A 22,225-nucleotide genomic window follows, 5' to 3' on the forward strand; every position below is an offset into this window, starting at 1 on the left:
TCCTGCCCGCTGGCCCCTGCCGCCGCTTGTGCCCACACTGGAAGCGATGGCCCTGGGCAGAGCGGCGGCCGTGGCCGCCACGAGCGTGACAGTTGCCGGAGCGGCCGCGGTGGCGGCCGGGCGGTACGCCGCCGACGCCGTCCTCAAAACCAGGCCGGACCGCCCGCTGCCGGGCGAGCACGCCGTGACCGTGCACGACGCCGACGCCGCCAGGATCACCCTCACCCGCACCCCGGCCACGCTGCTCCCCGGCACCTACGGACTGGTCGGCAAGGGCCTGCACGCCGTCGTCGGACCCGTCGTCGCCGACGTCTCGCACCCCTACGACTGCGTCGTGCGGCGGATCGAGCGCGTCACCCACGGCAGCCCGGCCCCCGGCCGGCGGGTCTGGCTCACCCCGCAGGTGCACATCGGCAACCCGCGCGACGCCCTCGGCCTGGACCACACCGACGTCGAAGTGCCCGGCGAGCTCGGAGCGCTGCCCGCCTGGTTCGTGCCCGCCGCCCGCGACACCTGGGTCATTACCGTGCACGGGCTGGGCACCACCCGCGAGCACCCCATGAACGTCCTGCCCTTCCTGCACGGCCTGCGGCTCCCCGTGCTCGCCCCGGCCTACCGGAACGACCCCGGAGCACCCGGGACGCCGCACGGAATCAGCCACCTCGGCGCCCACGAATGGCGCGATCTCGATGCGGCCGTCGACTACGCCGTGCGCCGGGGCGCACGCCGCGTGGTGCTGCACGGCTGGTCGACCGGCGCCACCATGGCGCTCCTCGCCGCCGTGAACGGCGCACACGGCGACCGCATCGCCGGAGTCGTCCTGGACTCCCCGGTCCTCGACTGGCCCGCCGCGCTGCGCGCCCTCGCCGGGCACCGCGCCCCCGCCGCCCTGATACCGCTCGCCGTCCGCGCCGCCGAGGGCCGCACCGGACTCACCCCCGACGCCCTGCTGGCCGCCGCCGACCCCGCCCGGCTGTCCGTACCGGCGCTGATCGTGCACGGCACCGAGGACCCCCTCGCACCCCCGGAACGCTCCCGCGAACTCGCCGCGCGCAAGCCGGCCCTGTTCACCCTGCGCACGGTCCGCGGCGCCGGGCACGCAGGTTCCTGGAACGCGGACCCGCAACGCTACGAAGAAGCGCTCCGACGGTTCCTCATACCGCTGATGTAGCCCGCCCGTCCGGCCCGAACCGGGCCCGGCCCGGGGCTTCGTGACCTCCCGCAACGAGCCCCCGGCGAGCGGATAGTTGATTCCGATTGGGTTTTCGGAGCGTGAACGGCAAGACTGCTCCTGTGACGTCCCGTACTCCGCGCGACTCCCGGCTCAGACTCGTCCCCCGACAGCCGATCGCCGCCGCCCGCCGGGCCGTGGCGGGCCGGGCCTCGCGCCCGGCGCCCCGCCCGCCCGCAGGCACGCCGGCCCGGCCCGAACTCGCCCGGCAGGCAAGAGCCGGGCTCACCGGCGCGGTCCGGCTGGCCCGCTGGGCGGCCGAGGAGTGCGGCCGCGGCGCCACCCTGCGGCCCGGGGCCGAAGGGGGACTGTGCGACGCCACGGCCGAGCGGGCCGCCGCCGCCCTGGGACTGACGGCCGGACAGGTGCGCTGCGACTGGGACCGGGCACGGCTCGCCGGACTCCTCGAACTGCACGGCGGCAGCGCCCGCCCCGGCTGGCGCCTGCAGGCCTGGGACCGCGACGACAGCGCCGTCCTGCGCGGCTGGGTCGCCCTCTTCGACGCCTGGTCCCTGGCCCACCCCGAGCCCGCCGGCACCGACGCCACGATCGCCGCCGAGGTCGTCGAGGCCGCACCGCAACTGCTGTCCGTCATGCACCTGTCGGCCGGCCCGGTCTCCGTGGCCATGCTGCTCGACCTGCTCCAGCAGCGCGTCGCCGAGATCCGCGCCGAGCGCTGCGAGATCCCCTGCGACGACCTCGCCCTGCCGCAGCCCCCCGCCCCGCCCGCCGGAGGCGAGCCGCTGGCCGCCCTGCTCGACTGGGCGCTCGCCGGGCTCGCCTCGGTGGGGGCCCTCGTCATGCGCGGCGGCGCCGGCCCCCGGGCGGAGGCCGTCCTCACCCCGCTGGGCAACTGGGCGGTGTGGGTCAAGCTCGAACAGATCTGTGTGGCCGCCCAGAGCCCGGCCGGCCACATCGAGCTGTCCGCCGAGGCCATGCTCCGCGGCTGCGCCGACCTCACCCCCGGCCCGGCCCGCGCCGAATACCGGGCCTGGCTGGCCGCCCGGCCCGTGCGCAGCGCCGTCGACGAGCTCCTCGACGCCGCCCGCGGCGACGACGCCATGGTCCGCGGCCTGGCCTTCGAAGCGCTGCGGGCCGTCGGCGCCCCCGCCGAGCCCGCCGTGCGCGGCGCCGTCGAGGAGGACTGCCTGCGCCCCTACGCGCTGCTGTGGATCGCCGAGCACGAGGGCTGCGACCCCGAGGAGGCCACCGAGGTGCTCACCCGCGAGGAGGCCACGTGGCTGTGGGTCGACACGGCGGCGGCCGTCGCCGACCACGGCGAGAGCCGGCTGCTGGTGCGGCACCTGGACTCGGCCGTCCAGGGCACCGTGCCCCGCCTGCTGGAGGAGGTGCGGGCCGTGGGCCATCCCCGCACCGTGCAGGTCCTGGTCGCGCTGGCCGCGGCGCACCCGGACCCGGCCCTGGCCAAGGCGGTGCGCCGCGCCGCGTTCCAGGTGCACCGCGGCGGGGCGTAGACCGGCTCCCGGACGGACCTCAGCCCGCCGCCTCGGGGCCCTGCGGGGCGTACGTGCCGAACGTCCAGATGTTGCCCTCCAGGTCCCGGGCCATGTAGTCCCGGGACCCGTAGGGCCGGTCCACCGGCGTGGACAGCACCTCCACGCCGTGTTCCGCGGCCCGTGCGTGATGCGCGTCCGCGTCCTCGACGACCACGTACACCCCGCTCGGCCCCGCCTCGGACATCGCGTCGTCGAAGACCCCGCCCCGGCCCCTGGAGCCGAGCATCACCAGACCGTTTCCGTAGACCAGCTCGGCGTGCAGCACCACCCCCTCCTCGCTCTCGTAGAGCGCGGTCCGGGTGAAGCCGAAGGCCTCGGTCAGCTGCCGCATCGCGGCCTTCGCGTCGTCGTACAGCAGCGCCGGGCAGATCGTCGGCGCAGCGGTGGGGGTGGCGGTGGAGGTGTCCGTCATGACGCTCACTCCTCGTGGTGCCGGCGGAACGTGTCGCCCCGAGTATCCGCGAATCACCCCCGGCACGCCTTTCCCACCGCCCGGCCCCGCCGCCGCGGTCGGGAAATCTGCTTGCACACCCCCGTTAGACTGGTCCGCATGGCATTTCTCCTCGTGCATTAGACGGCGTCATAGCGACCTCAGTCCGTCCATCGCCGTCCACCCTGCCCAGGAGTAGCACCCCGTGATCACCGCCTCCGGCATCGAGCTGCGCGCCGGCGCACGCGTCCTCATCGAGTCCGCCACCTTCCGCATCGCCAAGGGCGACCGCGTCGGCCTCGTCGGCCGCAACGGCGCCGGCAAGACCACCCTCACCAAGTGCCTCGCCGGCGAGGGCATCCCCGCCGGCGGCACCATCGCCCGCTCCGGCGAGGTCGGCTACCTCCCGCAGGACCCCCGCACCGGCGACCTCGACGTGCTCGCCCGCGACCGCATCCTGTCCGCCCGCGGCCTGGACTCCGTGCTCCGCAAGATGCGCGAGAACGAGGACCGGATGGCGAACGGCCAGGGCGCCACTCGCGACAAGGCGATGAAGAAGTACGAGCGCCTGGAGACGGAGTTCCTGACCAAGGGCGGTTACGCCGCCGAGGCGGAGGCCGCGACCATCGCCGCCAGTCTCGGCCTGCCCGACCGCATCCTGACCCAGCCGCTGCACACCCTCTCCGGCGGCCAGCGCCGCCGCGTCGAGCTGGCCCGGATCCTCTTCTCGGACGCCGACACGCTCCTCCTGGACGAGCCCACCAACCACCTCGACGCCGACTCCATCGTCTGGCTGCGGGACTACCTCAAGACCTACCGCGGCGGCTTCATCGTGATCTCCCACGACGTCGACCTCGTCGAGACCGTCGTCAACAAGGTCTTCTACCTCGACGCCAACCGCTCGACCATCGACGTCTACAACATGGGCTGGAAGCTCTACCAGCAGCAGCGCGAGGCCGACGAGAAGCGCCGCAAGCGCGAGCGGCAGAACGCCGAGAAGAAGGCCGCGGCCCTCAATTCGCAGGCCGACAAGATGCGCGCCAAGGCCACCAAGACCGTCGCCGCGCAGAACATGGCCCGCCGCGCCGAGAAGCTGCTGTCCGGCCTGGAGGCCGAGCGCGTCTCCGACAAGGTCGCCAAGCTGCGCTTCCCCGAGCCCGCGCCCTGCGGCAAGACCCCGCTGACGGCCGAGGGCCTCTCGAAGTCCTACGGCTCGCTGGAGATCTTCACCGACGTCGACCTGGCCATCGACAAGGGCTCGCGCGTGGTCATCCTGGGCCTCAACGGCGCGGGCAAGACCACGCTGCTGCGCCTGCTCGCGGGCTCGGAGAAGCCCGACACCGGCCAGGTCACCCCCGGCCACGGCCTCAAGCTCGGCTACTACGCCCAGGAGCACGAGACGCTCGACCCGGACCGCACGGTCCTGGAGAACATGCGCTCCTCCGCCCCCGACCTGGACCTGGTCGAGGTCCGCAAGACGCTCGGATCGTTCCTCTTCTCCGGCGACGACGTGGACAAGCCGGCGGGCGTGCTGTCCGGTGGCGAGAAGACCCGGCTGGCGCTGGCCACCCTCGTCGTCTCGTCCGCCAACGTGCTGCTGCTCGACGAGCCCACCAACAACCTGGACCCGGCCAGCCGCGAGGAGATCCTGGGCGCGCTGCGCACCTACAAGGGCGCGGTCGTGCTGGTCACCCACGACGAGGGCGCGGTGGAGGCCCTCGAGCCCGAGCGCATCATCCTGCTGCCCGACGGCGTCGAGGACCTGTGGGGCCCGGACTACGCGGACCTGGTCGCGCTGGCCTGACCGGCTCTTGATCAGTGTCGTCCCGATCATTCGGCCGACGGGTGATCCATCATCTGAGTGAGGAGGGCTCGTACCGCCGAGCCGCCGAGTGCCCCGGCGCACGCGCTGTACGGGATGCGGGGCGCCGTTCGCGCCGCGCGTGACGGGGCCCCGCCTGACCTGCTCCTTCGCCGCGCCACCCGTACGGCCGTACGAGCTTGATCGGATGGATTCCGCTGTTCCGGGCGGTGCCGCGGCCGGAAAACGCGGTGCCTTCTTCCCTCGGACTTCCCATGGACCTTGCCGAATGGGTGGCCAGGAGGCCGCCTAGGGGTGATCATGAGAGTCAAGAGGCGCATCTCCCATGAGGAGGCACGGGTGGCCGAGACTCTGAAGAAGGGCAGCCGGGTGACCGGCGCCGCGCGCGAAAAGCTCGCGGCAGACCTGAAGAAGAAGTACGACTCCGGTGCGAGCATCAGGGCGCTGGCCGAAGAGACCGGTCGCTCCTACGGCTTCGTCCACCGGATGCTCAGCGAATCCGGCGTGATCCTGCGAGGTCGCGGCGGAGCGACGCGCGGCAAGAAGGCCGCCTCGGCCTGACGCCGCGCTCCGAGGAGCTAAGGAACGCAAGCAGTGTGGGCGGTAACCACCCGGTCGGCCGACCGGCCGTCCGGGTGGTTACTGTGCAGTTAACCAAAGTGACTGCGGCCATTCGGAGGCCCCCATGACTGCCGGCAAGACCCTGCTCGACCAGGACGGCGTACAGCTCACCGTCGATCACGCGGATGCCGTCGCCACCGTCACGCTCACCAACCCCGCCAAGCGCAACGCGCAGTCGCCCGCGCTGTGGCGGGCGCTGACCGAGGCGGGGCGGCTGCTTCCGGGCAGCGTGCGGGTGGTGGTGCTGCGCGGCGAGGGCAAGTCCTTCTCCGCGGGCCTCGACCGGCAGGCGTTCACGCCCGAGGGCTTCGACGGCGAGCCGTCGTTCCTGGACCTGGCGCGCGGCTCCGACGAGGCGCTCGATGCCGAAATCGCCACCTACCAGGAGGCTTTCACCTGGTGGCGGCGGAACGACATCGTCTCCATAGCCGCCGTCCAGGGCCATGCGATCGGTGCGGGCTTCCAGCTCGCGCTCGGTTGCGACGTGCGCGTGTGCGCGGACGACGCGCAGTTCGCGATGCGCGAGACCAGCCTGGGCCTGGTGCCGGACCTGGGTGGCACCCACCCCCTGGTCTCGCTCGTGGGCTACGCCCGCGCCCTGGAAATCTGCGCCACGGGCCGGTTCGTCGGCGCCGAGGAGGCCGAGCGGGTGGGCCTGGCCAACCTGGTCGTTCCCGCGGCGGAACTGGGCGCGGCGGTCGAGGACTTGACGGCGGCGCTGCTGGCCGCGCCGCGCGATGCCGTCGTGGAGACGAAGGCGCTGCTGCGGGGTGCAGTGGAGCGTACGTACGAGGAGCAGCGCATCGCCGAGCGCGCGGCGCAGGCGCGGCGCTTGCGGGATCTGGCGGGGCTCGGGGAGTAGCCGGGCCCTGTCCCCTTGATCTCACCGGGCGGGCTCGATTCGGTCCGCCCGGTGAGCTCGCCGGATCAGCCCGCCTCGGTGACCAGCACGTCCATCGACGTCGCCGCGCGCACCGCCCGCGCCACGTCCACCGCCCGGTGACCCGCCGCGACGGCGATCTGCTTCCAGCCCGCATACCGCCCGCCCAGCACCGTGGCCACCTCGGCCACCCCCGGCACGGGGAGGCCGGCGGGCGGCGGGCCCGGAATCGGAGCGTCCCCCGCCGCCACCCCCGGTGCCCGCGCGTCCAGCAGCTCCGTCACCTGCAGATCCACCCCGGACACCCTCAGTCCCACCCCCTCGGCCGTCTCCCACAGCACGCCCCGGAGCCGCTCCGCGAGCTCCCGCAGGGGCGGACCGGGCGGTGCCGCGAACCCGGCCTCGATGTGCCCGGTCTCGACGATCCGCACGTCCCCGAGGCGTACGCCCAGCCCGGCCGCGGAAGCGGACCGCCGCAGCGCCGCCGCGACCGCCGCCTCCGTGATCCACAGACCCTCGTCGGACGGGCCGCCGAGCAGGAGCACCCGCCCCGCCGCCAGCTGCCGCCGTACCGCCTCTGCCCATCGGTCCTGGTCTTCAGCCGCCACATGCCCAGCCTGCCCCATCCGGGCGGCGGCGGCCCGTAACGCCGCCTAAGGTGGCAAAAGGACTGGAAGAGAGGCGACCGAGATGACCGACACCGCAAGCCCGACCAACCAGACCCACTCGACCCACCACTCCAAGGACCCCAAGGTCGCGCCCGGCGACCGAGGCCGCACCACCATCGCCGACGGTGTGGTGGAGAAGATCGCCGGCCTGGCGGCGAGGGACGTGGTCGGTGTCCACGCCATGGGCAGCGGCCTCTCCCGGACCTTCGGCGCGGTGCGCGACCGCGTCCCGGGCGGCGGCAAGGCCGTCAGCCGCGGGGTGAAGGCGGAGGTCGGCGAGGTACAGACCGCACTCGACCTCGAAATCGTCGTCGATTACGGAGTGGCGATCGCGGATGTGGCCCGCGCCGTGCGGGAAAACGTCATTGCGGCGGTGGAACGCATGACCGGCCTCGAAGTCGTCGAGGTCAACATCGCGGTGAGCGACGTGAAGCTGCCGGACGAGGAAGAGGAAGAGCCGGAGCCCAGGCTCCAGTGAGGAGCGCACTCATGAGCATGGCCGTGGTCGGTCTGTGGGCCGGCATGGCGCTCGGATTCGCCGGGTACTTCGGTGGGTTCGGGGCATTCCTGCTGGTGGCGGCGTTGGGCGCCCTCGGTTTCGTGGCGGGCCGGTTCCTCGACGGCGATGTGGAGCCGGGCGCCTTCTTCCGCCCGCGCGAGCGCGACGGACGCGGGAAGTAGCGCGGTGGGGGGCCGCCGAGCGGTGGAGCCGGGAGAGCGCGGCGCGACCCGCATCGCCGACCGCGTCGTGGCGAAGATCGCCTCGCAGGCGGCGCGCGAGGCGCTGGACGGCGCCCGTGCGGAGGACATCGAGCCCCCGCACGCCACTGTCGCCGTGCACGAGGGTGCGGCGCGGGTACGCGTCTCGCTGGAGCTGGCCTACCCCGTCGACATCGGGGCCCGCTGCCGGGCCGTGCGCAGCCGGATCGTCGAGCGGGTCCACGGGCTGGCCGGTATGGACGTACCGGAGGTGGTGATCTCGGTGGAGCGGCTGCACTCGCCGCACATGGACCGCACGGGCGGGGAGCGGGTGCGATGAGCGGCGGCCCGGTCTCTCTGGAGAAGACACCGCCGGAGAACCTGCCGGAGGGATCCGCACCCGACCCGGCCGGGCCCGTGCACGCCCGCCGTTTCTGGTCGGGCCGCCGCCTGCCCGCCGTGCTCGTCGCCGCGGTCGTGCTCGGCCTCGTGGGGGTGTTCGTCTACGACGTCGCCGCCGTTCGCGCGGGCCGGCCCGCCATGCACTGGCGGCGCGGCCTCGCCCATGAGCTGGCCACCCGTTCCCTCGGCGACCCGTGGGTGATCACCGGTGCGGTGGTCGCGGTGCTGGCCGGCGTCTGGCTGATCGCGCTGGCGCTCACCCCCGGGCTGCGCGGGGTGCTGCCCATGCGGCGCGACGAACCGGGCGTCCGGGCCGGGCTCGACCGCAGGGCGGCGGCGCTGGTGCTGCGCGACCGGGCGATGGAGGTGCCGGGCGTGCAGTCGGTGCGGGCCGATGTCGGCCGCCGGCGCATCCGGGTCCGGGCGCAGTCGCACTTCCGTGATCTGGACGACGTGCGCAGGGATGTCGGCGCCGCATTGGCCGAGAGCGTACGGGAGTTGGGGCTGGCCCGGCAGCCCCGGCTGTCGGTGCACGTCAGCCGGCCGGCGAAGAAGTGACGAGGTGAGCGCGGGGTGTTGAGGACCGTCAACCGGGTACTGGTGGGGCTGGCCGGGGTGGTGCTGGTGGTGCTGGGCGCCGCGGTGCTGGTCGGCTCGCTGGACCTGCAGCGGCGCTGGGGCTTCTCGCTGTCGTCGGCGTGGCCGTTCGACGGGCCGCATGGCGTCCTGCTGTCGGCCGCGGACCGTCGCAGGTACCGCGGGCGCGCCTGGTGGTGGCCCGTGGTGATCGCGGTGCTCGCCGTGGCCGTGCTGCTGGCGCTGTGGTGGCTGCTCGCGCAGCTGCGGCGGCGACGGCTGGGCGAGGTGGTCGTCGACACCGGCGACGGCGAGGCGGCCGTGGTGCGTGGGCGGGCGCTGGAGGAGGCGCTGGCGGCCGAGTCGGGCGCGCTGGAGGGCGTGGACCACGCCCGGGTCACGCTCGGCGGGCGGCGCACGGCCCCGCAGGCGCGCTTCGGCCTGACCCTCGCCCCGCATGCGGCCCCGGCCTCGGCGCTGCACCGGCTGCGCGCCGAGGTGCTGTCGCGGGCCATGGTCTCGACGGGGCTGGACAGCCTTCCGGTGGAGGTCCGGCTCCGCGCGGTGCGCCACCGCGCGGAGCGCGTGGAGTAGCCGCCGGGGTCAGAAGCCGTGCCGGGCGCCGCCGTCCACGGGCAGCATGACGCCCGTCAGGTAGGAGGCGGCGGGGGAGAGCAGGAACGCGGCCGCCTTGCCGAACTCCTGCGGCGTGCCGTACCGGCCCAGCGGGATCCGGGCCGAGTGGCGGGCCCGCGCCGCGGCGTCGTCGCCGGAGAGCGCGTCGAGCTCGCGCACCCGGTCGGTGTCGATGCGCGCGGGCAGCAGCCCGACCACGCGGATGCCGCGCGGCGCGACCTCCAGCGACAGCGACTTGGCGAACCCGGCCAGCCCCGGCCGCAGCCCGTTGGAGATCGTCAGCCCCGGGACCGGCTCGTGGACGGAGCTGGAGAGGACGAAGCCGATCACCCCGCCGTCGGAGAGCTCGGCCGCCGCGGTACGGGCCAGGCGGACCGCGCCCAGGAAGACGGACTCGAAGGCCGCCCGCCACTGGCTGTCGTTGTTCTCGGCGGCCGAGCCGGGCGGCGGTCCGCCGACGCTGATGAGGATGCCGTCGAAGCGGCCGAAGCGTTCGCGCGCGGCGGCGATGAGCCGGTCGCCCGTGGTCGGGTCGGCGTTGTCGACGGCGATCCCCACGGCGCCCTCGCCGAGCTCCGCGGCCGCGGCCTGCGCCGACTTCTCGTCCCGCCCGGAGATGACCACCCGGGCGCCGTCGGCGGCCAGTTCGCGCGCGGTGGCGTTGCCCAGCCCGCGGCTCGCGCCGGTCAGTACGTACACCCGGTCCTTCAGCCCAAGATCCATGGGTTCAGTCTGCCGTGCGCACACCGTCGAGCAGAAGGGCCGTGCCCACCGGACCGATCGAACAGGACGCGGTTCTCCTTGGTGCGGCCGGTCAGGCGTGGGTCCCGGCCTCTGCTGCCTCTGCAGAGGCGGTCTCGGTCTCCGATGCCTCCGCAGAGGCGGCCGCCGCGCGGTCGCGGCGCTCGCGGCGGACCAGGATGAACCAGCCGACGGGCACGAAGGCCGAGAACAGCCACCACTGGATCGCATAGGCCATGTGCGGGCCGATGCTGGAGTGGTCCGGGGGCGCGACGGTCTGCGGCTGGTCCTTGCCGACCGCCTCGGCGAGCTCGACGTAGCCGCCGAGCAGCGGGCGGTGCAGCTGGGCGGCCTGGCGCTCGCTGTTGATGAGCATGATCTGGCGCGGCGGCAGGCCCTTGGTGTCTTTGACGCCTTCGCCCGGCTGCTCGTCCGCCTTGAGGCGGCCGGTGATGGTGACCTTGCCGGAAGGGGCGGCGGGCACGTCCGGGAACTGCGTCTGGGCGCCGTTGGCCGGGATCCAGCCGCGGTTGACGAGCACGGCCTTGCCGTCGTCGAGCACCAGCGGGGTGAGCACCCAGTAGCCCGGCTTGCCTTCGTCGTCGGTCCGCATCCGGACCACGACCTCGCCCTTGGTGTCGTACGTACCGCTGGCGGTGACCCGGCGCCAGACGTCCTCGCCCGGCACGGGACGGCCCGGCCGGGTGAGCTCGGACACGGGGACCGGGGTGGCGGCAAGGCTGTGGCCGATCCGGTCGTTGCGCGCGACCCGGCTCTCGTGGCGATGCAGCTGCCAGAAGCCCAGTTTGATCATCACCGGGATGAGGGCGAGCGCCACGATCGTGGTGATCACCCACTGCCGGGACAACAGGAAGCGGTACACGCTTTGACGGTACCTGGTGGGTTTCGCCCCCGGACCATCGGGTGGAGCCGTTCCGCTATGCCCTGTTTGCTCCGGTTGGCGCCGGGGTGACATGGGACAGCAGCTGGACGAAGGCCGCCTCGTCGACCACCGGTGTGCCGAAGGAGCGGGCCTTGGCGGTCTTGGAGGTGGGGGAGTCGGGGTCATTGGTGACCAGCAGGCTGGTCAGGCGCGAGACGCTCGTGGCGATGTGCAGCCCGGCGTCGATGGCGCGGTCCTCCAGCAGCTCGCGGTCGATGGAGGTGTCGCCGGAGAACGCCACCCGCATGCCCTGGACGAGCTGGCCGCCCGGCGCGTAGCGCCCGGGGTTGGGATACGGGCAGGCGGGCCGCTTCCGGCTGGGCCGCCAGGTGGCGGGCCGGTAGGAGGAGGACGGCTGATAACCGATCCCGGCCGAACGGGCGGGCGACGGCCCGTCGGACCACTCCGTCAGCGGCTGGCAGGCCAGCAGCGGCAGCCGCAGCCCCGCCTCGGCCGCCAGGTGCAGGCTCGGCCGGAAGGCTTCGGCCAGCACCCGCGCGTCGTCGAGCGCGTGGTGGGCGCGCTGCTGCACGACGCCGTAGTGCGCGGCCAGCGACTCCAGCTTGTGGTTGGGCAGCGGAAGCCCCAGGTCCTTGGAGAGCGCGATGGTGCACAGCCGTTGGCGCACGGGTACGTCGGCCCGGGCCCGCGCGTACTCGCGCGCGATCATCGACCAGTCGAAGGCGGCGTTGTGCGCGACGAGCACCCGGCCGTCGAGCCGCTGGGCGAACTCCCCGGCGATCTCCCCGAACAGCGGGGCGCCGTCGAGGACTTCGGAGGTGAGCCCGTGGATCCACACCGGACCGGGGTCGCGCTCGGGGTTGACCAGTGTGTACCACTGATCCTCCACGCGGCCCCGGGCGTCCAGCTGATAGACGGCAGCCGACACTATGCGGTCGTCGCGGGCCAGTCCCGTGGTCTCCACGTCGACGACCGCGTATCCCTGGGGATACGCGGCCGGCCACGGGGCGGGCGATGCGGCTGCGGTGCGGTCTTCGAGCATGGTCACAGAGCTTACGGGCCCCCGCTGACAACGCGGGATCCGGCCGGTACGGCGACCCCGGCGCGGACCGGGATCCGGCCGCCCGGAAGGGGGGCCCTGACCCGGGATGAGACTGGGGCATAGTGGGACAGATCGGAATTACGCCGCCGCCCGGTCAGGCCAGGTCCGCCAAGAGGCCGCCCGCCGTGACGCGGGCCGTGCCCGTGCAGGCGTCGACGGCGCCGGGGAAGAGGCGGTAGACCGCGCCGGTCGCCTCCCGCGGGCAGACGTCGCCGTCGACGAGCGCCAGGAAGACGTGCCTGCCCTCCGCCGCCCGGGCCGCCGCGGCCGCCGTGTCCTCGGCCTCCTCCCGGCGGTCGGGCTCCAGGAGCCCGCGCAGCCGCGCCGCGAAGGCGGCCGTGTCCTCGCCTTCCCGGCGCCGGTAGAACCACAGCCCGTCCGGCCGGAGCACCGCGCTCTCCCCGGCCCGGGCCGCCGCGTGCCAGCAGGCGACGTCCCACAGGGTCAGGCGGGAGCCGCCGGTGAAGCAGTCCCACAGCTCCCGGCCCAGGCGGCCCAGACCGCCGCCGTGCCGGCCCACGCTGTGCAGCCCCGTATCACTCGGAAGGTGGACGTCCGTCCACAGCGCACGGCAGTCGGCCAGGTCGATCACCATCGGCACGCAGATCCGCGACTGCCCCGACAGGTCGAAGCGCTGCCGCACGGCCCCCGGGTGGTACGCGGAGTCACGCGCCCCGGAGTCGGGCAGGGCCATGAAGCCCGCGAAGGCATCCGGCAGCTCCTCGAACGGGATGTTGTCGAAGCTGAAGACCACCGGCACGGCGAACCGCGCCCCGCCCGCCATCAGCGCGGCCAGGTCCAGGTCCACGTACTCGGTGGCGCCGAGCGGGGCCGGGGCGGACGTGAGGTCGCCGGAGTGCACGGCGGCGTCCCCGCTGTGCCGGAGGGTGGTGTAGTCGCAGTGGCCGACCCGGTTCCAGTCGTCGTCGAAGAAGGCCACCGACAGGTCCAGGTCCACCCGGGTGCCCTCCGGCTCCACCCAGTGCAGGAAGAGCCGCAGCAGCCATCCCTCCGGCAGCGGCAGCTCGCTGCCGCGCGGCACGGAGACCAGGGAGGCGGCCGCCGTGCGCTCGGCGAACGGCACGGCAAGCCTGGCCAGCGCCGGATCGAGCACCGCGAGCTCGTAACCGGACGCGCCACCGAGCCGCCGCAGCACCTCCGCCTCCAGCAGCGCGCACACCCGCGCCACGAGCGGCGCCGGAAGCGGTGCACGCTCGTCCGGCACGGCATACGCGTGCGCCACCTGACCGCGCGGGAAGAACACCCGCCGCGGCGACCGCAGATGGCGGCCGCGCAGCTCCCCCAGCGCGGACAGCAGCGGCCCCGGCCCCACCTCGGGCAGCCCGCGCTCCAGTGCCTCGGCCAGCTCCGGCGGCAGCGCCTCGCTCCCGTACCGCCGCAGCAGATGGTCCAGCCGCCGCACCAGCTCGCCGGGCCGCTGCCGCAGCAGGGCCGTCGCGGCACCCAGGTCACCCGTGCGCAGGGCCTCTTCCACGCGCGCGCCCCACGTCCGCGCCACGATCCGCACGGCGCTCGTACCCTTGCGCACCACCACCGCGTGCGGATGCTCCGCCGCCGTGCGCAGCAGCGCCTCGCCGAGCGACCCCGCCCCGCACTCCGACACGTCCGTGCCGCGCAGCGCGGCGAAGGCGAGCGCCGCGCGCGGATGCCGGGCGTGCCCCTCGAAGGGGTGCAGGACCTCGGCGGCGCGCTTGGCCGCGCGCGGGTGGCGCAGCAGGTCCTCGACAAGTGAGGAGACGTCGAACGCGTCGAGCACGGCGAGCAGTTCGCGGCGCAGCGCGCGCGGCACACTGCGCAGCCGCGGCAGCTCCAGCAGGTCGCCCTCGCCGCCCGAGTGCGCGTACAGCAGCCGCAGCACGTCCGTGGCGGTCGTCAGCGTGGCCGGCAGCCGGTGGCGCACCGCCGAAGCCGTCACCGGGCCGCCCTCGCGCAGCAGCGTGCCCAGCACCAGCGCCTTGGTCTCGCGCACCGGCACGTCGTCGGGCAGCCAGCCGAGGCCCCCGGGCGCGGCGTGCGCGACGAGCACCCGGACGTCCTCGCGGTCCTGCGGCGACAGCGGCGTGCGCCGGGCCAGCAGGCCCGCCAGCTCCGCGGCGGCGTCGGCGGTCCGCGAGGTGCCGAGGACGAGCAGCCGCAGCGGCCCGCGCGCCGCCGCGGGCGCGGCGGGCCCGTCCCCGGCGGGCCGCAGGAAGGGGTCCGTACGGTCGATGCGGCGGTGGCACAGCGGGCAGCCGGTGTAGTCCGCGCCGTCCCAGCACCTACCGCACACCAGATGCGCGCACGGGGAGACCGGCCGCACGCTGCCCACCTCGGCGCAGAGCACGCACGGCTGCTCCGGCTCCTGCAGCAGCAGGGCGAAGACGCGGTCCACATAGAGCGCGAAGGTGTCGTCCGGCACAGAGTGCGGGAACCCCTGGAAGAGCGGCATGTGCGTGCGGTCCGCGCCGAGTTGGGCGTCGACGGCCCGCAGCAGGCTCCGGCCGCTGTCCGCGAGCGCCCCGGCGCCCGCCGCACCCAGCGCCGCCCGCAGCGGACCGGTCAGCGCGTGCCCGCGGTCCATCAACTCCGCCTCCAGCGCGGCCAGTCCGGCTGCGACCCGCGGCTCGGACGGGGCGGAGCCCGTCGCGGGCTCGTGGTCCACGTAGACGGTCCGGGCGCGGCGGAGCAGCACGGCATGCAGAGTCGGCACGAAGAATCCCCCTGGAGAAAAGCGAACGGGGGCGGAGAGTGGGCGCACTGGACTCATCGGAAGGGGAGAAGGAAGCACGCCGCGGAGCCGCCCCCGCACGGGGATCCTAACGAGCGCCCGATCAAGGCCGCGAGCGAATTAACCGCCCTCCGGGCACCGCCGGCACCGCCGTCGCGGAACCCGAGGTAACACAGTTCGGTACCCGAGGGTAACAACCCCTAGCGGCCGCCCCCGTGGCCCGCTTATGGTGCCGCCATGCCGCACCTTCCCGATGTCGTGTTGTGGTCCGTGCCCGCCTTCGTCCTGCTCACCGTGGTGGAGGTGGTGAGCTACCGGCTGCACCCCGACGACGAGGCCGAGGGGTACGCGGCCAAGGACGCGGCGACCAGCGTCGGCATGGGGCTGGGCAGCCTGGTCTTCGACGCGCTGTGGAAGATACCCATCGTCGCCGTCTACACCGCCCTCTACGAGCTCACGCCGCTGCGCGTGCCCGTGCTGTGGTGGACGCTGCCGCTGATGCTGCTCGCCCAGGACTTCTGCTACTACTGGTCGCACCGCGGGCACCACGTCGTGCGGATCCTGTGGGCCTGCCACGTGGTGCACCACTCCAGCCGCAAGTTCAACTTCACCACCGCGCTGCGCCAGCCCTGGACCACGTGGACCGTATGGCCGTTCTACGTGCCGATGATCCTGCTCGGGGTGCACCCGGCGGCGGTGGCCTTCTGCTCGGGGACGAACCTCGTCTACCAGTTCTGGGTGCACACCGAGCGGGTCGGCAAGCTGCCCCGGCCCTTCGAGTACGTGCTCAACACCCCCTCCCACCACCGGGTGCACCACGCCTCGCAGGGCGGCTACCTGGACCGCAACTTCGGCGGCATCCTGATCGTCTGGGACCGGCTCTTCGGGTCCTTCGTCCCCGAGGGCGAGCGGCCCGTCTACGGGCTGACGAAGAACATCGACACCTACAACCCGCTGCAGGTCGCCACCCACGAATACGCCGCCATCGCCCGTGACCTGAAGGCGGCCGCAAGCTGGCGGGAGCGGGCCGGACGGATCTTCCGCGGGCCGGGCTGGCAGCCAGGGCGGAACCAGCAGGCGGCCGGTGCGCCCGCCGCCGTCCCCGAGCGGGTCGCGTGAAAGGGGCGCGTGCGCTCCCGGCCGCTTTCGCCGCGGTGGCGGGCGTCCACCTCGGAGCGATCCTCGCCGCCGCCCCGGCCGTCGTGCACGTGACCAAGCCCGTGCTGATGCCGCTGCTCGCCGTGTGCGTGCTGGTCCGCGGCGCGCCCCGGCTGCTCGCCGTCGCGCTGCTCCTCGGATGCGCGGGCGACACGCTGCTCCAGGTCGGCGGGGACACCGCCTTCCTGCTGGGCATGGGGGCGTTCGCCGCGGGTCACATCTGCTACCTGGCGCTCTTCGCCCGGCACGGCCGTGCCGCCGCGTACACCCACCGCTGGGCGGGGGTGTACGCGGCGGCCTGGCTGGGCACGGTCGTGCTGCTCTGGCCGGACCTGGAGCCGGGGATGCGGGTGCCGGTGGCGCTGTACAGCCTGCTGCTGACGGCCATGGCGCTCGGCGCCACCCGGGCCGGTGCCCTGGCGGCCGCGGGCGGGGTGCTCTTCCTGCTGTCCGACTCGCTCCTCGCCGGCGGCCTCGCCGGGTGGCCGCAGGCACCGCGGCCGCAGTTCTGGGTGATGCTCACCTACACCGCCGCCCAGTGCCTGCTGGCCGCCGGGTTGCTACGGTGCCGCGAAGGGGCCGCGGCAGTGCCGTCCGGCCCCCTCGTGGCCCGTAAACAGCAGACTCAGTCCCGGACCGCTGCCAAGGCGTCGACGATGCCGAAGCCGTAGAAGCTGTTGACGTGCCGGGTGCCGGTGCAGGCGGCCTTCCAGGTGCCCTTGCCGTCAGGGTCGTACGCGGCCGTGGGGCAGCCCGGGTTCTTCGCCTGGGCCTTGAGGAGCCACTGGATCTCCTGCGGGCTCGACTTGGGGTGGGCGCTCTTCAGCAGTGCCGCCACGCCCGCCACGTGCGGGCCGGCCATCGAGGTGCCCTGCAGGTAGGCGTAGTCCCCGCCCGGCATCGTGGAGAGGATGCGTCCGTCCTTGGCGGGCAGGTCGGGGACCTGCATGCTGTCGCCGCCGGGGGCCGCGACGTCGACCGCGTTCAGGCCGTAGTTGGAGTAGAAGGACTTCTGCGACTTCACGCCGGTGGCGGCCACGGTGACGACGCCGGGCAGCTGGGCGGGGACGTCGAGGCAGGTGTGCGGGTCTATCTTGCGCGGCAGCGGCTTGCTGTTGTCGTTCGGGCTGGAGGCGTCGGCTATCTCCTTGGCCGCCAGGTCGAAGTTGGAGTTGCCCGCGGAGGCGACATTGACGGTGCCCTTGTCCTGGGCGTACTTCGCGGCCCGGCCGACCGCGTCCGCTATCGCCTTCTGGTCGGGGTCGTCGGCGCAGTTGAACATCCACGGGTCGACGAAGTAGCTGTTGTTCGTCACCGCGATGTGGTGCTCGGCGGCGAAGACGAACGCGCAGACGACGCTCTCCGCGTAGAAGAAGCTGCCCTTGGCCGTGCTGACCTTGATGGCGGAGACCTTCACGCCGGGGGCCACGCCGGCCACGCCGATGCCGTTGCGGGCGGCGGCTATCTCACCGGCGACGTGCGTGCCGTGGTAGTCCTCGTCCGGGTTGAACGGCCGCCAGGCGCCGGGGGTGGTGTCGGCCTTGCCGGTGACGCAGCTCGCGGACTGGCCCTTGGAGAAGTTCGGGGCGAGGTCGGGGTGGGTGTCGTCCACGCCCGTGTCGATGACGCCGACGGTCACCTTCCTGCTGCCCGGGTTGACCTTCGCGGCCTTGTCGGCGCCGATGGCGCCGATGTCCCACTGCAGGCCCTCCAGCGGCTCCTGGCCCGGCTTGGCCGTACGCGCGGCCGCCAGGGCCTTCGCGTCGGACGCCTTGAGCCGCTCCGGCTTGCCGTAGTCGGTGGTGGCGGCCGGGGTGATCGGGGCGGTGCGGGTGGCGCCCGCCGACTGCACGCCGGGGACCGCGCGCAGGGCCTTGGCGAAGTCGGGGTTCTTCGAGTGGGCGACGACGACGCCTATCTGCCCGTAGGCGACCGTGACGGTGCCGCCCGCGTCGGCGACGGCCTTCTTCACCCGGGCGAGAGTGCCGCGCGCGCTGTCGGTGTTGACCACGTAGGACAGCAGCGGGCCGTCCGTCCTCACCGGCGTCTTCGCGGCGTGGGCGCCCTGCGGGGCCGCCGTGGCGATGCCCGGCAGCAGGCCGAGGGAGGTGGTGAGGGCCAGGCCGACGGGGACCGCCAGCAGGGCGTGCCGACGTCTGGAACGCAGCTGAGCCATGGGTTCTCCACATCATCCGGAAAACCGCCCGCGCACCCAGGCGCGCACAGGCGGGTACATGACGAGTGAAGCTAGCGCCCGTCATGGCCCCCGGGCAATGAATTCACCAAGGAAATCAAGCGGAGGTCAAGCCTCCAACATGCCCCGCACGCCCGATCCTTGACGGCACGTGACGGCGGCCGGGCGAGCGGCCAGGGGAGTCGTCAACCTGACGACGCCGAAGGGCCGTCGGCCGGGGGACGGTACGGGAGAAGCCGGAGCAGTGCTCACACCAGGCTCAACGAGGGCCGTCGCACCCGGTATTGCCCCTGCGCCCAACCGCTGCGACGTTCGGCGAACCGCCCCCTGTCGCATACTGCGGTGTCGCTCTACGATGCGTGATCCGAGTCACACCGGCTCGGCTCGCGCCCCGCACTCACCTGTCAGGAGAGGCCGTGGACTCAGAAGAGGCCGTGGAAGCCGCACCGACCGCTTCCCAGGGGCCGGCCGAGCCGGTTCGCCCCGCCATCCCCGTACAGCCCGAGCGTTTCACCCAGGCCCAGGAGAGCCCCGAGTTCGGCGATCTGCGCCGCGCCCACCGCTCCTTCGCCTTCCCCCTCACCGTCGCCTTCATCGCCTGGTATCTGCTCTACGTCCTGCTCTCCAACTACGCGGCCGGCTTCATGGACGCCACGGTGGTGGGCAACATCAACGTGGCCCTCGTCTTCGGGCTGGCGCAGTTCCTGACCACCTTCCTGATCGCGTGGTGGTACTCGCGGCACGCGGCGGCGAAGATCGACCCGAAGGCCGAGGCCGTCAGGGCCTCCATGGAGGCCGCCGAATGAGCACGCGCACCACCGCCCTGCACGCCACGGCCCACCAACTGGCCGCCACCGGCGCGAGCGAGCACCGCACCCTGATCATCAGCCTGTTCTCGGTCTTCGTCGCCGCCACCCTCGGCATCACCGTCTGGGCGGGCCGCCAGACCAAGGACGCCACCGACTTCTACGCGGGCGGCCGTTCCTTCACCGGCTTCCAGAACGGCCTGGCCATCTCCGGCGACTACATGTCCGCCGCGTCCTTCCTCGGCATCGCCGGAGCCATCTCGCTCTACGGCTACGACGGCTTCCTCTACTCCATCGGCTTCCTCGTCGCCTGGCTGGTCGCCCTGCTGCTCGTCGCCGAGCCGCTGCGCAACTCCGGCCGCTTCACCATGGCCGACGTGCTGGCCCACCGCCTGCGGCAGCGGCCCGTGCGCACCGCCGCCGGCACCTCCACCATCGTCGTCTCGATCTTCTACCTGCTCGCCCAGATGGTCGGCGCCGGCGCCCTGGTGGCCCTGCTGCTCGGCGCCACCGGCGAGGGATCGCGGCGCTGGATCATCGGCCTGGTCGGCCTGGTGATGGTGCTCTACGTGACGATCGGCGGCATGAAGGGCACCACCTGGGTGCAGATCGTCAAGGCCGTCCTGCTCATCGCGGGCACCCTGCTGATCACCATCCTGGTGCTCAACAAGTTCGACTGGAACCTCTCCACCCTCCTCGGCCGCGCCGCCGAAAGCAGCGGCAAGGGCAAGGCCTTCCTGGAACCGGGGCTGCAGTACGGCAAGGACGGCACGTCCAAGCTCAACTTTGTCTCCCTCGGCCTCGCGCTCGTCCTCGGCACGGCCGGGCTGCCGCACATCCTGATCCGCTTCTACACCGTGCCCACCGCCCGCGCCGCCCGGAAGTCCGTGAACTGGGCGATCGGCATCATCGGCGCCTTCTACCTGATGACCATCGCGCTGGGCTTCGGGGCCGCAGCCCTGGTCGGGCCCAAGGCGATCACCGCCTCGAACGAGTCGGGCAACACCGCGGCCCCGCTGCTGGCCCAGGAGGTCGGCGGCGGCGCCGGCTCCACCGGCGGTGCGGTGCTGCTCGCCGTGATCTCCGCGGTCGCCTTCGCCACCATCCTCGCGGTGGTCGCGGGCCTCACCCTCGCCTCCTCCGCCTCCTTCGCCCACGACCTGTGGGCCAACGTCATCCGCAAGGGGAAGACGAACGAGAAGGAAGAGATCCTCACCGCCAAGGTCGCCGCCGTCGTCATCGGCGCGGTCTCCATCGTGCTCGGCATCTACGCGCACAAGCTGAACGCCGCCGCGCTCGTCGCGCTCGCCTTCGCCGTGGCGGCCTCCGCCAACCTCCCGACGATCCTCTACAGCCTCTTCTGGAAGCGCTTCACCACCCGGGGCGCGCTGTGGTCGATCTACGGCGGACTGGTCTCCTCCGTCACCCTGGTGATCCTCTCCCCGGTGGTCTCCGGCAACCCCAAGGCCCTCTTCCCGGGCATGAGCTTCGACTACTTCCCGCTCGGCAACCCCGGCCTGGTCTCCATCCCGCTGGGCTTCGCCCTCGGCTGGCTGGGCTCGCTGCTCTCGCAGCCGGCCCCGGACCAGCGCCAGAAGTACGCCGAGCTCGAGGTCCGCTCCCTTACGGGCTACGGCGCCCACTAGCCCCCCACGCCGCCCTACGGGCTTCGACCAAGTGGGGAAGCCCGTAGGGATCGCGTACGCTGCGGACATCGAACGAACGTTTCCGCGGGAGGGGCCGCACGTGCTGATCGACACCTACGGCCGCACCGCCACGGACCTGCGCGTCTCCCTCACCGACCGCTGCAACCTGCGCTGCACCTACTGCATGCCCGAAGAGGGCCTGTCCTGGCTCGCCAAGCCGGACCTGCTCACCGACGACGAGATCGTCCGCCTGGTCCGCATAGCCGTCACCGACCTCGGCGTCACCGAGGTCCGCTTCACCGGCGGCGAGCCCCTGCTGCGCCCCGGCCTCGTCTCCATCGTCGAGCGCTGCGCCGCCCTCGCCCCGCGCCCCCGGCTGTCGCTGACCACCAACGGCATCGGCCTGGCCCGCACCGCACAGGCGCTGGCGGACGCCGGGCTGGACCGGGTCAACGTCTCCCTCGACACCCTGCGCCCCGACGTCTTCGCGGACCTGACGCGCCGCAAGCGCCACCAGGACGTCCTCGACGGCCTCGCCGCCGCTCACGCCGCCGGACTCACCCCGGTCAAGGTCAACGCGGTCCTGATGCCCGGCCGCAACGACGACGAGGCCCCGGACCTGCTGGCCTGGGCCGTCGAGAACGGCTACGAGCTGCGCTTCATCGAGCAGATGCCGCTCGACGCCCAGCACGGCTGGCGGCGCGAGGGCATGATCACCGCCGAGGCGATCCTGGCGAGCCTGCGCACCCGCTTCACCCTCACCCCCGAAGCCGGGGACGAGCGCGGCTCCGCCCCCGCCGAGCGCTGGCTCGTCGACGGCGGCCCCGCCCGGGTCGGCGTGATCGCCTCCGTCACCCGCCCGTTCTGCGCCGCCTGCGACCGCACCCGGCTGACCGCCGACGGACAGGTGCGCACCTGCCTCTTCGCCACCGAGGAGTCGGACCTGCGCGGCGCGCTGCGCTCGGGAGCGGCGGACCAGGAGATCGCGGCGGCGTGGCGGACGGCGATGCGGGGCAAGAAGGCCGGCTCGGGCCTCGACGACCCGGCGTTCCTCCAGCCCGCGCGCCCGATGTCGGCGATCGGGGGCTGACGGCCGGCGGTCGTCAGGCCGACGCCTCCCACTCCTCGAGCGTCACCACGTCCTTCAGGAATCCGCGCAGGGCAAGGAAGTTGGACAGGTGCTCACGGTGTTCGTCGCAGGCGAGCCACGTCTTGCGGCGCTCGGGGGTGTGCAGCTTCGGGTTGTTCCATGCCAGCACCCACACCGCTGCGGCACGGCAGCCCTTGGCGGAGCAGATCACGGCGTTCTCGGGGGAGTTCACACCCCGACTCTACGGAACCGGCTGCAGACACGGCGACGCCGGGCAGCCACGGGGGGAGCCGCCCGGCGTCGGTCTGTCGCTCCGACGGGGGATGCGGAGCGCCTACGAAGTATGTCACGGGGGGCCCGGCGCGGGGCACCGA

At 73.4% G+C, this 22,225-nt stretch carries 23 protein-coding genes; 15 read left to right on the top strand and 8 right to left on the bottom strand.

Going from position 1 to position 22,225, the window contains the following annotated elements:
• Positions 1 to 46 precede the first annotated feature (46 nt).
• Both FHS39_RS10340 and FHS39_RS10345 read left to right on the top strand, forming a co-directional pair.
• Positions 47 to 1,171 carry an alpha/beta hydrolase gene (locus FHS39_RS10340; RefSeq protein WP_184348571.1) on the top strand — a complete coding sequence of 375 codons (1,125 nt, stop codon included), beginning with the start codon at positions 47 to 49 and terminating at the stop codon, positions 1,169 to 1,171.
• Positions 1,172 to 1,293: 122 nt separating this feature from the next.
• Complete coding sequence (locus FHS39_RS10345; RefSeq protein ID WP_184348573.1) at positions 1,294 to 2,706, top strand: hypothetical protein; 1,413 nt, start codon at positions 1,294 to 1,296, stop codon at positions 2,704 to 2,706.
• Between the two features lie 19 nt (positions 2,707 to 2,725).
• Here the strand turns inward: FHS39_RS10345 and FHS39_RS10350 are convergent, their stop codons facing one another.
• Positions 2,726 to 3,160: a VOC family protein gene (locus tag FHS39_RS10350; RefSeq protein WP_184348575.1), complete on the bottom strand. Its 435-nt coding sequence runs from the start codon at positions 3,158 to 3,160 to the stop codon at positions 2,726 to 2,728.
• Positions 3,161 to 3,383: 223 nt separating this feature from the next.
• Here FHS39_RS10350 and FHS39_RS10355 point away from each other — a divergent pair, with 223 nt between their 5' ends.
• The 3 genes from FHS39_RS10355 to FHS39_RS10365 all read left to right on the top strand — a co-directional run bounded on the left by FHS39_RS10355 (position 3,384) and on the right by FHS39_RS10365 (position 6,483).
• Positions 3,384 to 4,982, top strand: a complete 1,599-nt coding sequence (locus FHS39_RS10355; RefSeq protein WP_184348577.1) for an ATP-binding cassette domain-containing protein — start codon at positions 3,384 to 3,386, stop codon at positions 4,980 to 4,982.
• A gap of 357 nt (positions 4,983 to 5,339) precedes the next feature.
• Entirely contained in the window at positions 5,340 to 5,561 is a 222-nt protein-coding gene (locus tag FHS39_RS10360; protein ID WP_030366669.1) for a helix-turn-helix domain-containing protein, read from the top strand.
• A 124-nt stretch (positions 5,562 to 5,685) separates the two neighbouring features.
• Positions 5,686 to 6,483: an enoyl-CoA hydratase/isomerase family protein gene (locus FHS39_RS10365; RefSeq protein WP_184348579.1), complete on the top strand. Its 798-nt coding sequence runs from the start codon at positions 5,686 to 5,688 to the stop codon at positions 6,481 to 6,483.
• Positions 6,484 to 6,548: 65 nt separating this feature from the next.
• On the opposite strand, the gene FHS39_RS10370 is transcribed toward FHS39_RS10365, so the two are convergent.
• On the bottom strand, positions 6,549 to 7,109 hold the full coding sequence (locus tag FHS39_RS10370; RefSeq protein ID WP_343069474.1) for a nucleopolyhedrovirus P10 family protein: 561 nt from the start codon (positions 7,107 to 7,109) through the stop codon (positions 6,549 to 6,551).
• 82 nt (positions 7,110 to 7,191) lie between these two features.
• On the opposite strand from FHS39_RS10370, the gene FHS39_RS10375 reads away from it, so the two are divergent.
• Genes FHS39_RS10375 through amaP form a run of 5 tightly spaced genes read left to right on the top strand, consistent with a single transcriptional unit; the run spans position 7,192 to position 9,440 of the window.
• Positions 7,192 to 7,647 (top strand): Asp23/Gls24 family envelope stress response protein, encoded by a 456-nt coding sequence (locus FHS39_RS10375; protein WP_045933233.1) that lies wholly within the window; start codon positions 7,192 to 7,194, stop codon positions 7,645 to 7,647.
• An 11-nt stretch (positions 7,648 to 7,658) separates the two neighbouring features.
• On the top strand, positions 7,659 to 7,850 hold the full coding sequence (locus FHS39_RS10380) for a hypothetical protein (RefSeq protein ID WP_184348583.1): 192 nt from the start codon (positions 7,659 to 7,661) through the stop codon (positions 7,848 to 7,850).
• Positions 7,795 to 8,208, top strand: coding sequence for an Asp23/Gls24 family envelope stress response protein (locus FHS39_RS10385; RefSeq protein WP_221462500.1), 414 nt, complete (start codon positions 7,795 to 7,797; stop codon positions 8,206 to 8,208). The genes FHS39_RS10380 and FHS39_RS10385 overlap by 56 nt, the downstream gene beginning before the upstream one ends.
• A complete protein-coding gene (locus FHS39_RS10390; protein ID WP_184348585.1) occupies positions 8,205 to 8,828 on the top strand; it encodes a DUF6286 domain-containing protein in 624 nt (207 codons plus the stop codon). Before FHS39_RS10385 ends, FHS39_RS10390 begins: the two co-directional genes overlap by 4 nt.
• A gap of 15 nt (positions 8,829 to 8,843) precedes the next feature.
• On the top strand, positions 8,844 to 9,440 hold the full coding sequence (gene amaP / locus FHS39_RS10395) for an alkaline shock response membrane anchor protein AmaP (protein WP_184348595.1): 597 nt from the start codon (positions 8,844 to 8,846) through the stop codon (positions 9,438 to 9,440).
• Between the two features lie 9 nt (positions 9,441 to 9,449).
• Here amaP and FHS39_RS10400 read toward each other — a convergent pair whose 3' ends face one another.
• The 4 genes from FHS39_RS10400 to FHS39_RS10415 all read right to left on the bottom strand — a co-directional run bounded on the left by FHS39_RS10400 (position 9,450) and on the right by FHS39_RS10415 (position 14,996).
• Entirely contained in the window at positions 9,450 to 10,205 is a 756-nt protein-coding gene (locus FHS39_RS10400; RefSeq protein ID WP_045933238.1) for an SDR family oxidoreductase, read from the bottom strand.
• Positions 10,206 to 10,296: 91 nt separating this feature from the next.
• The gene (locus FHS39_RS10405; RefSeq protein WP_184348597.1) at positions 10,297 to 11,106 is read right to left on the bottom strand and encodes an SURF1 family cytochrome oxidase biogenesis protein; all 810 of its coding nucleotides are present in this window, start codon (positions 11,104 to 11,106) and stop codon (positions 10,297 to 10,299) included.
• Between the two features lie 55 nt (positions 11,107 to 11,161).
• Complete coding sequence (locus tag FHS39_RS10410; RefSeq protein WP_184348599.1) at positions 11,162 to 12,169, bottom strand: DEDDh family exonuclease; 1,008 nt, start codon at positions 12,167 to 12,169, stop codon at positions 11,162 to 11,164.
• 154 nt (positions 12,170 to 12,323) lie between these two features.
• Positions 12,324 to 14,996 carry an MXAN_6230/SCO0854 family RING domain-containing protein gene (locus tag FHS39_RS10415; protein ID WP_184348601.1) on the bottom strand — a complete coding sequence of 891 codons (2,673 nt, stop codon included), beginning with the start codon at positions 14,994 to 14,996 and terminating at the stop codon, positions 12,324 to 12,326.
• Positions 14,997 to 15,194: 198 nt separating this feature from the next.
• Here FHS39_RS10415 and FHS39_RS10420 point away from each other — a divergent pair, with 198 nt between their 5' ends.
• A complete protein-coding gene (locus FHS39_RS10420; RefSeq protein WP_184348603.1) occupies positions 15,195 to 16,076 on the top strand; it encodes a sterol desaturase family protein in 882 nt (293 codons plus the stop codon).
• Positions 16,073 to 16,786 carry a lysoplasmalogenase family protein gene (locus tag FHS39_RS10425; protein ID WP_184348605.1) on the top strand — a complete coding sequence of 238 codons (714 nt, stop codon included), beginning with the start codon at positions 16,073 to 16,075 and terminating at the stop codon, positions 16,784 to 16,786. The genes FHS39_RS10420 and FHS39_RS10425 overlap by 4 nt, the downstream gene beginning before the upstream one ends.
• On the opposite strand, the gene FHS39_RS10430 is transcribed toward FHS39_RS10425, so the two are convergent.
• The gene (locus tag FHS39_RS10430) at positions 16,741 to 18,291 is read right to left on the bottom strand and encodes a S8 family serine peptidase (RefSeq protein WP_184348606.1); all 1,551 of its coding nucleotides are present in this window, start codon (positions 18,289 to 18,291) and stop codon (positions 16,741 to 16,743) included. The genes FHS39_RS10425 and FHS39_RS10430 overlap by 46 nt on opposite strands.
• Before the next feature lie 506 nt (positions 18,292 to 18,797).
• On the opposite strand from FHS39_RS10430, the gene FHS39_RS10435 reads away from it, so the two are divergent.
• The 3 genes from FHS39_RS10435 to moaA all read left to right on the top strand — a co-directional run bounded on the left by FHS39_RS10435 (position 18,798) and on the right by moaA (position 21,851).
• Complete coding sequence (locus tag FHS39_RS10435) at positions 18,798 to 19,115, top strand: DUF485 domain-containing protein (RefSeq protein WP_107072658.1); 318 nt, start codon at positions 18,798 to 18,800, stop codon at positions 19,113 to 19,115.
• Positions 19,112 to 20,761, top strand: coding sequence for a solute symporter family protein (locus FHS39_RS10440; RefSeq protein WP_184348607.1), 1,650 nt, complete (start codon positions 19,112 to 19,114; stop codon positions 20,759 to 20,761). The genes FHS39_RS10435 and FHS39_RS10440 overlap by 4 nt, the downstream gene beginning before the upstream one ends.
• Positions 20,762 to 20,861: 100 nt before the next feature.
• Positions 20,862 to 21,851, top strand: a complete 990-nt coding sequence (gene moaA, locus FHS39_RS10445; protein WP_045933245.1) for a GTP 3',8-cyclase MoaA — start codon at positions 20,862 to 20,864, stop codon at positions 21,849 to 21,851.
• A gap of 13 nt (positions 21,852 to 21,864) precedes the next feature.
• Here moaA and FHS39_RS10450 read toward each other — a convergent pair whose 3' ends face one another.
• Entirely contained in the window at positions 21,865 to 22,083 is a 219-nt protein-coding gene (locus FHS39_RS10450) for a hypothetical protein (RefSeq protein ID WP_045933246.1), read from the bottom strand.
• Between the last annotated feature and the right edge of the window lie 142 nt (positions 22,084 to 22,225).

Source organism: Streptomyces olivoverticillatus, from assembly GCF_014203555.1.
In the GTDB taxonomy this organism is placed as follows: domain Bacteria; phylum Actinomycetota; class Actinomycetes; order Streptomycetales; family Streptomycetaceae; genus Streptomyces; species Streptomyces olivoverticillatus.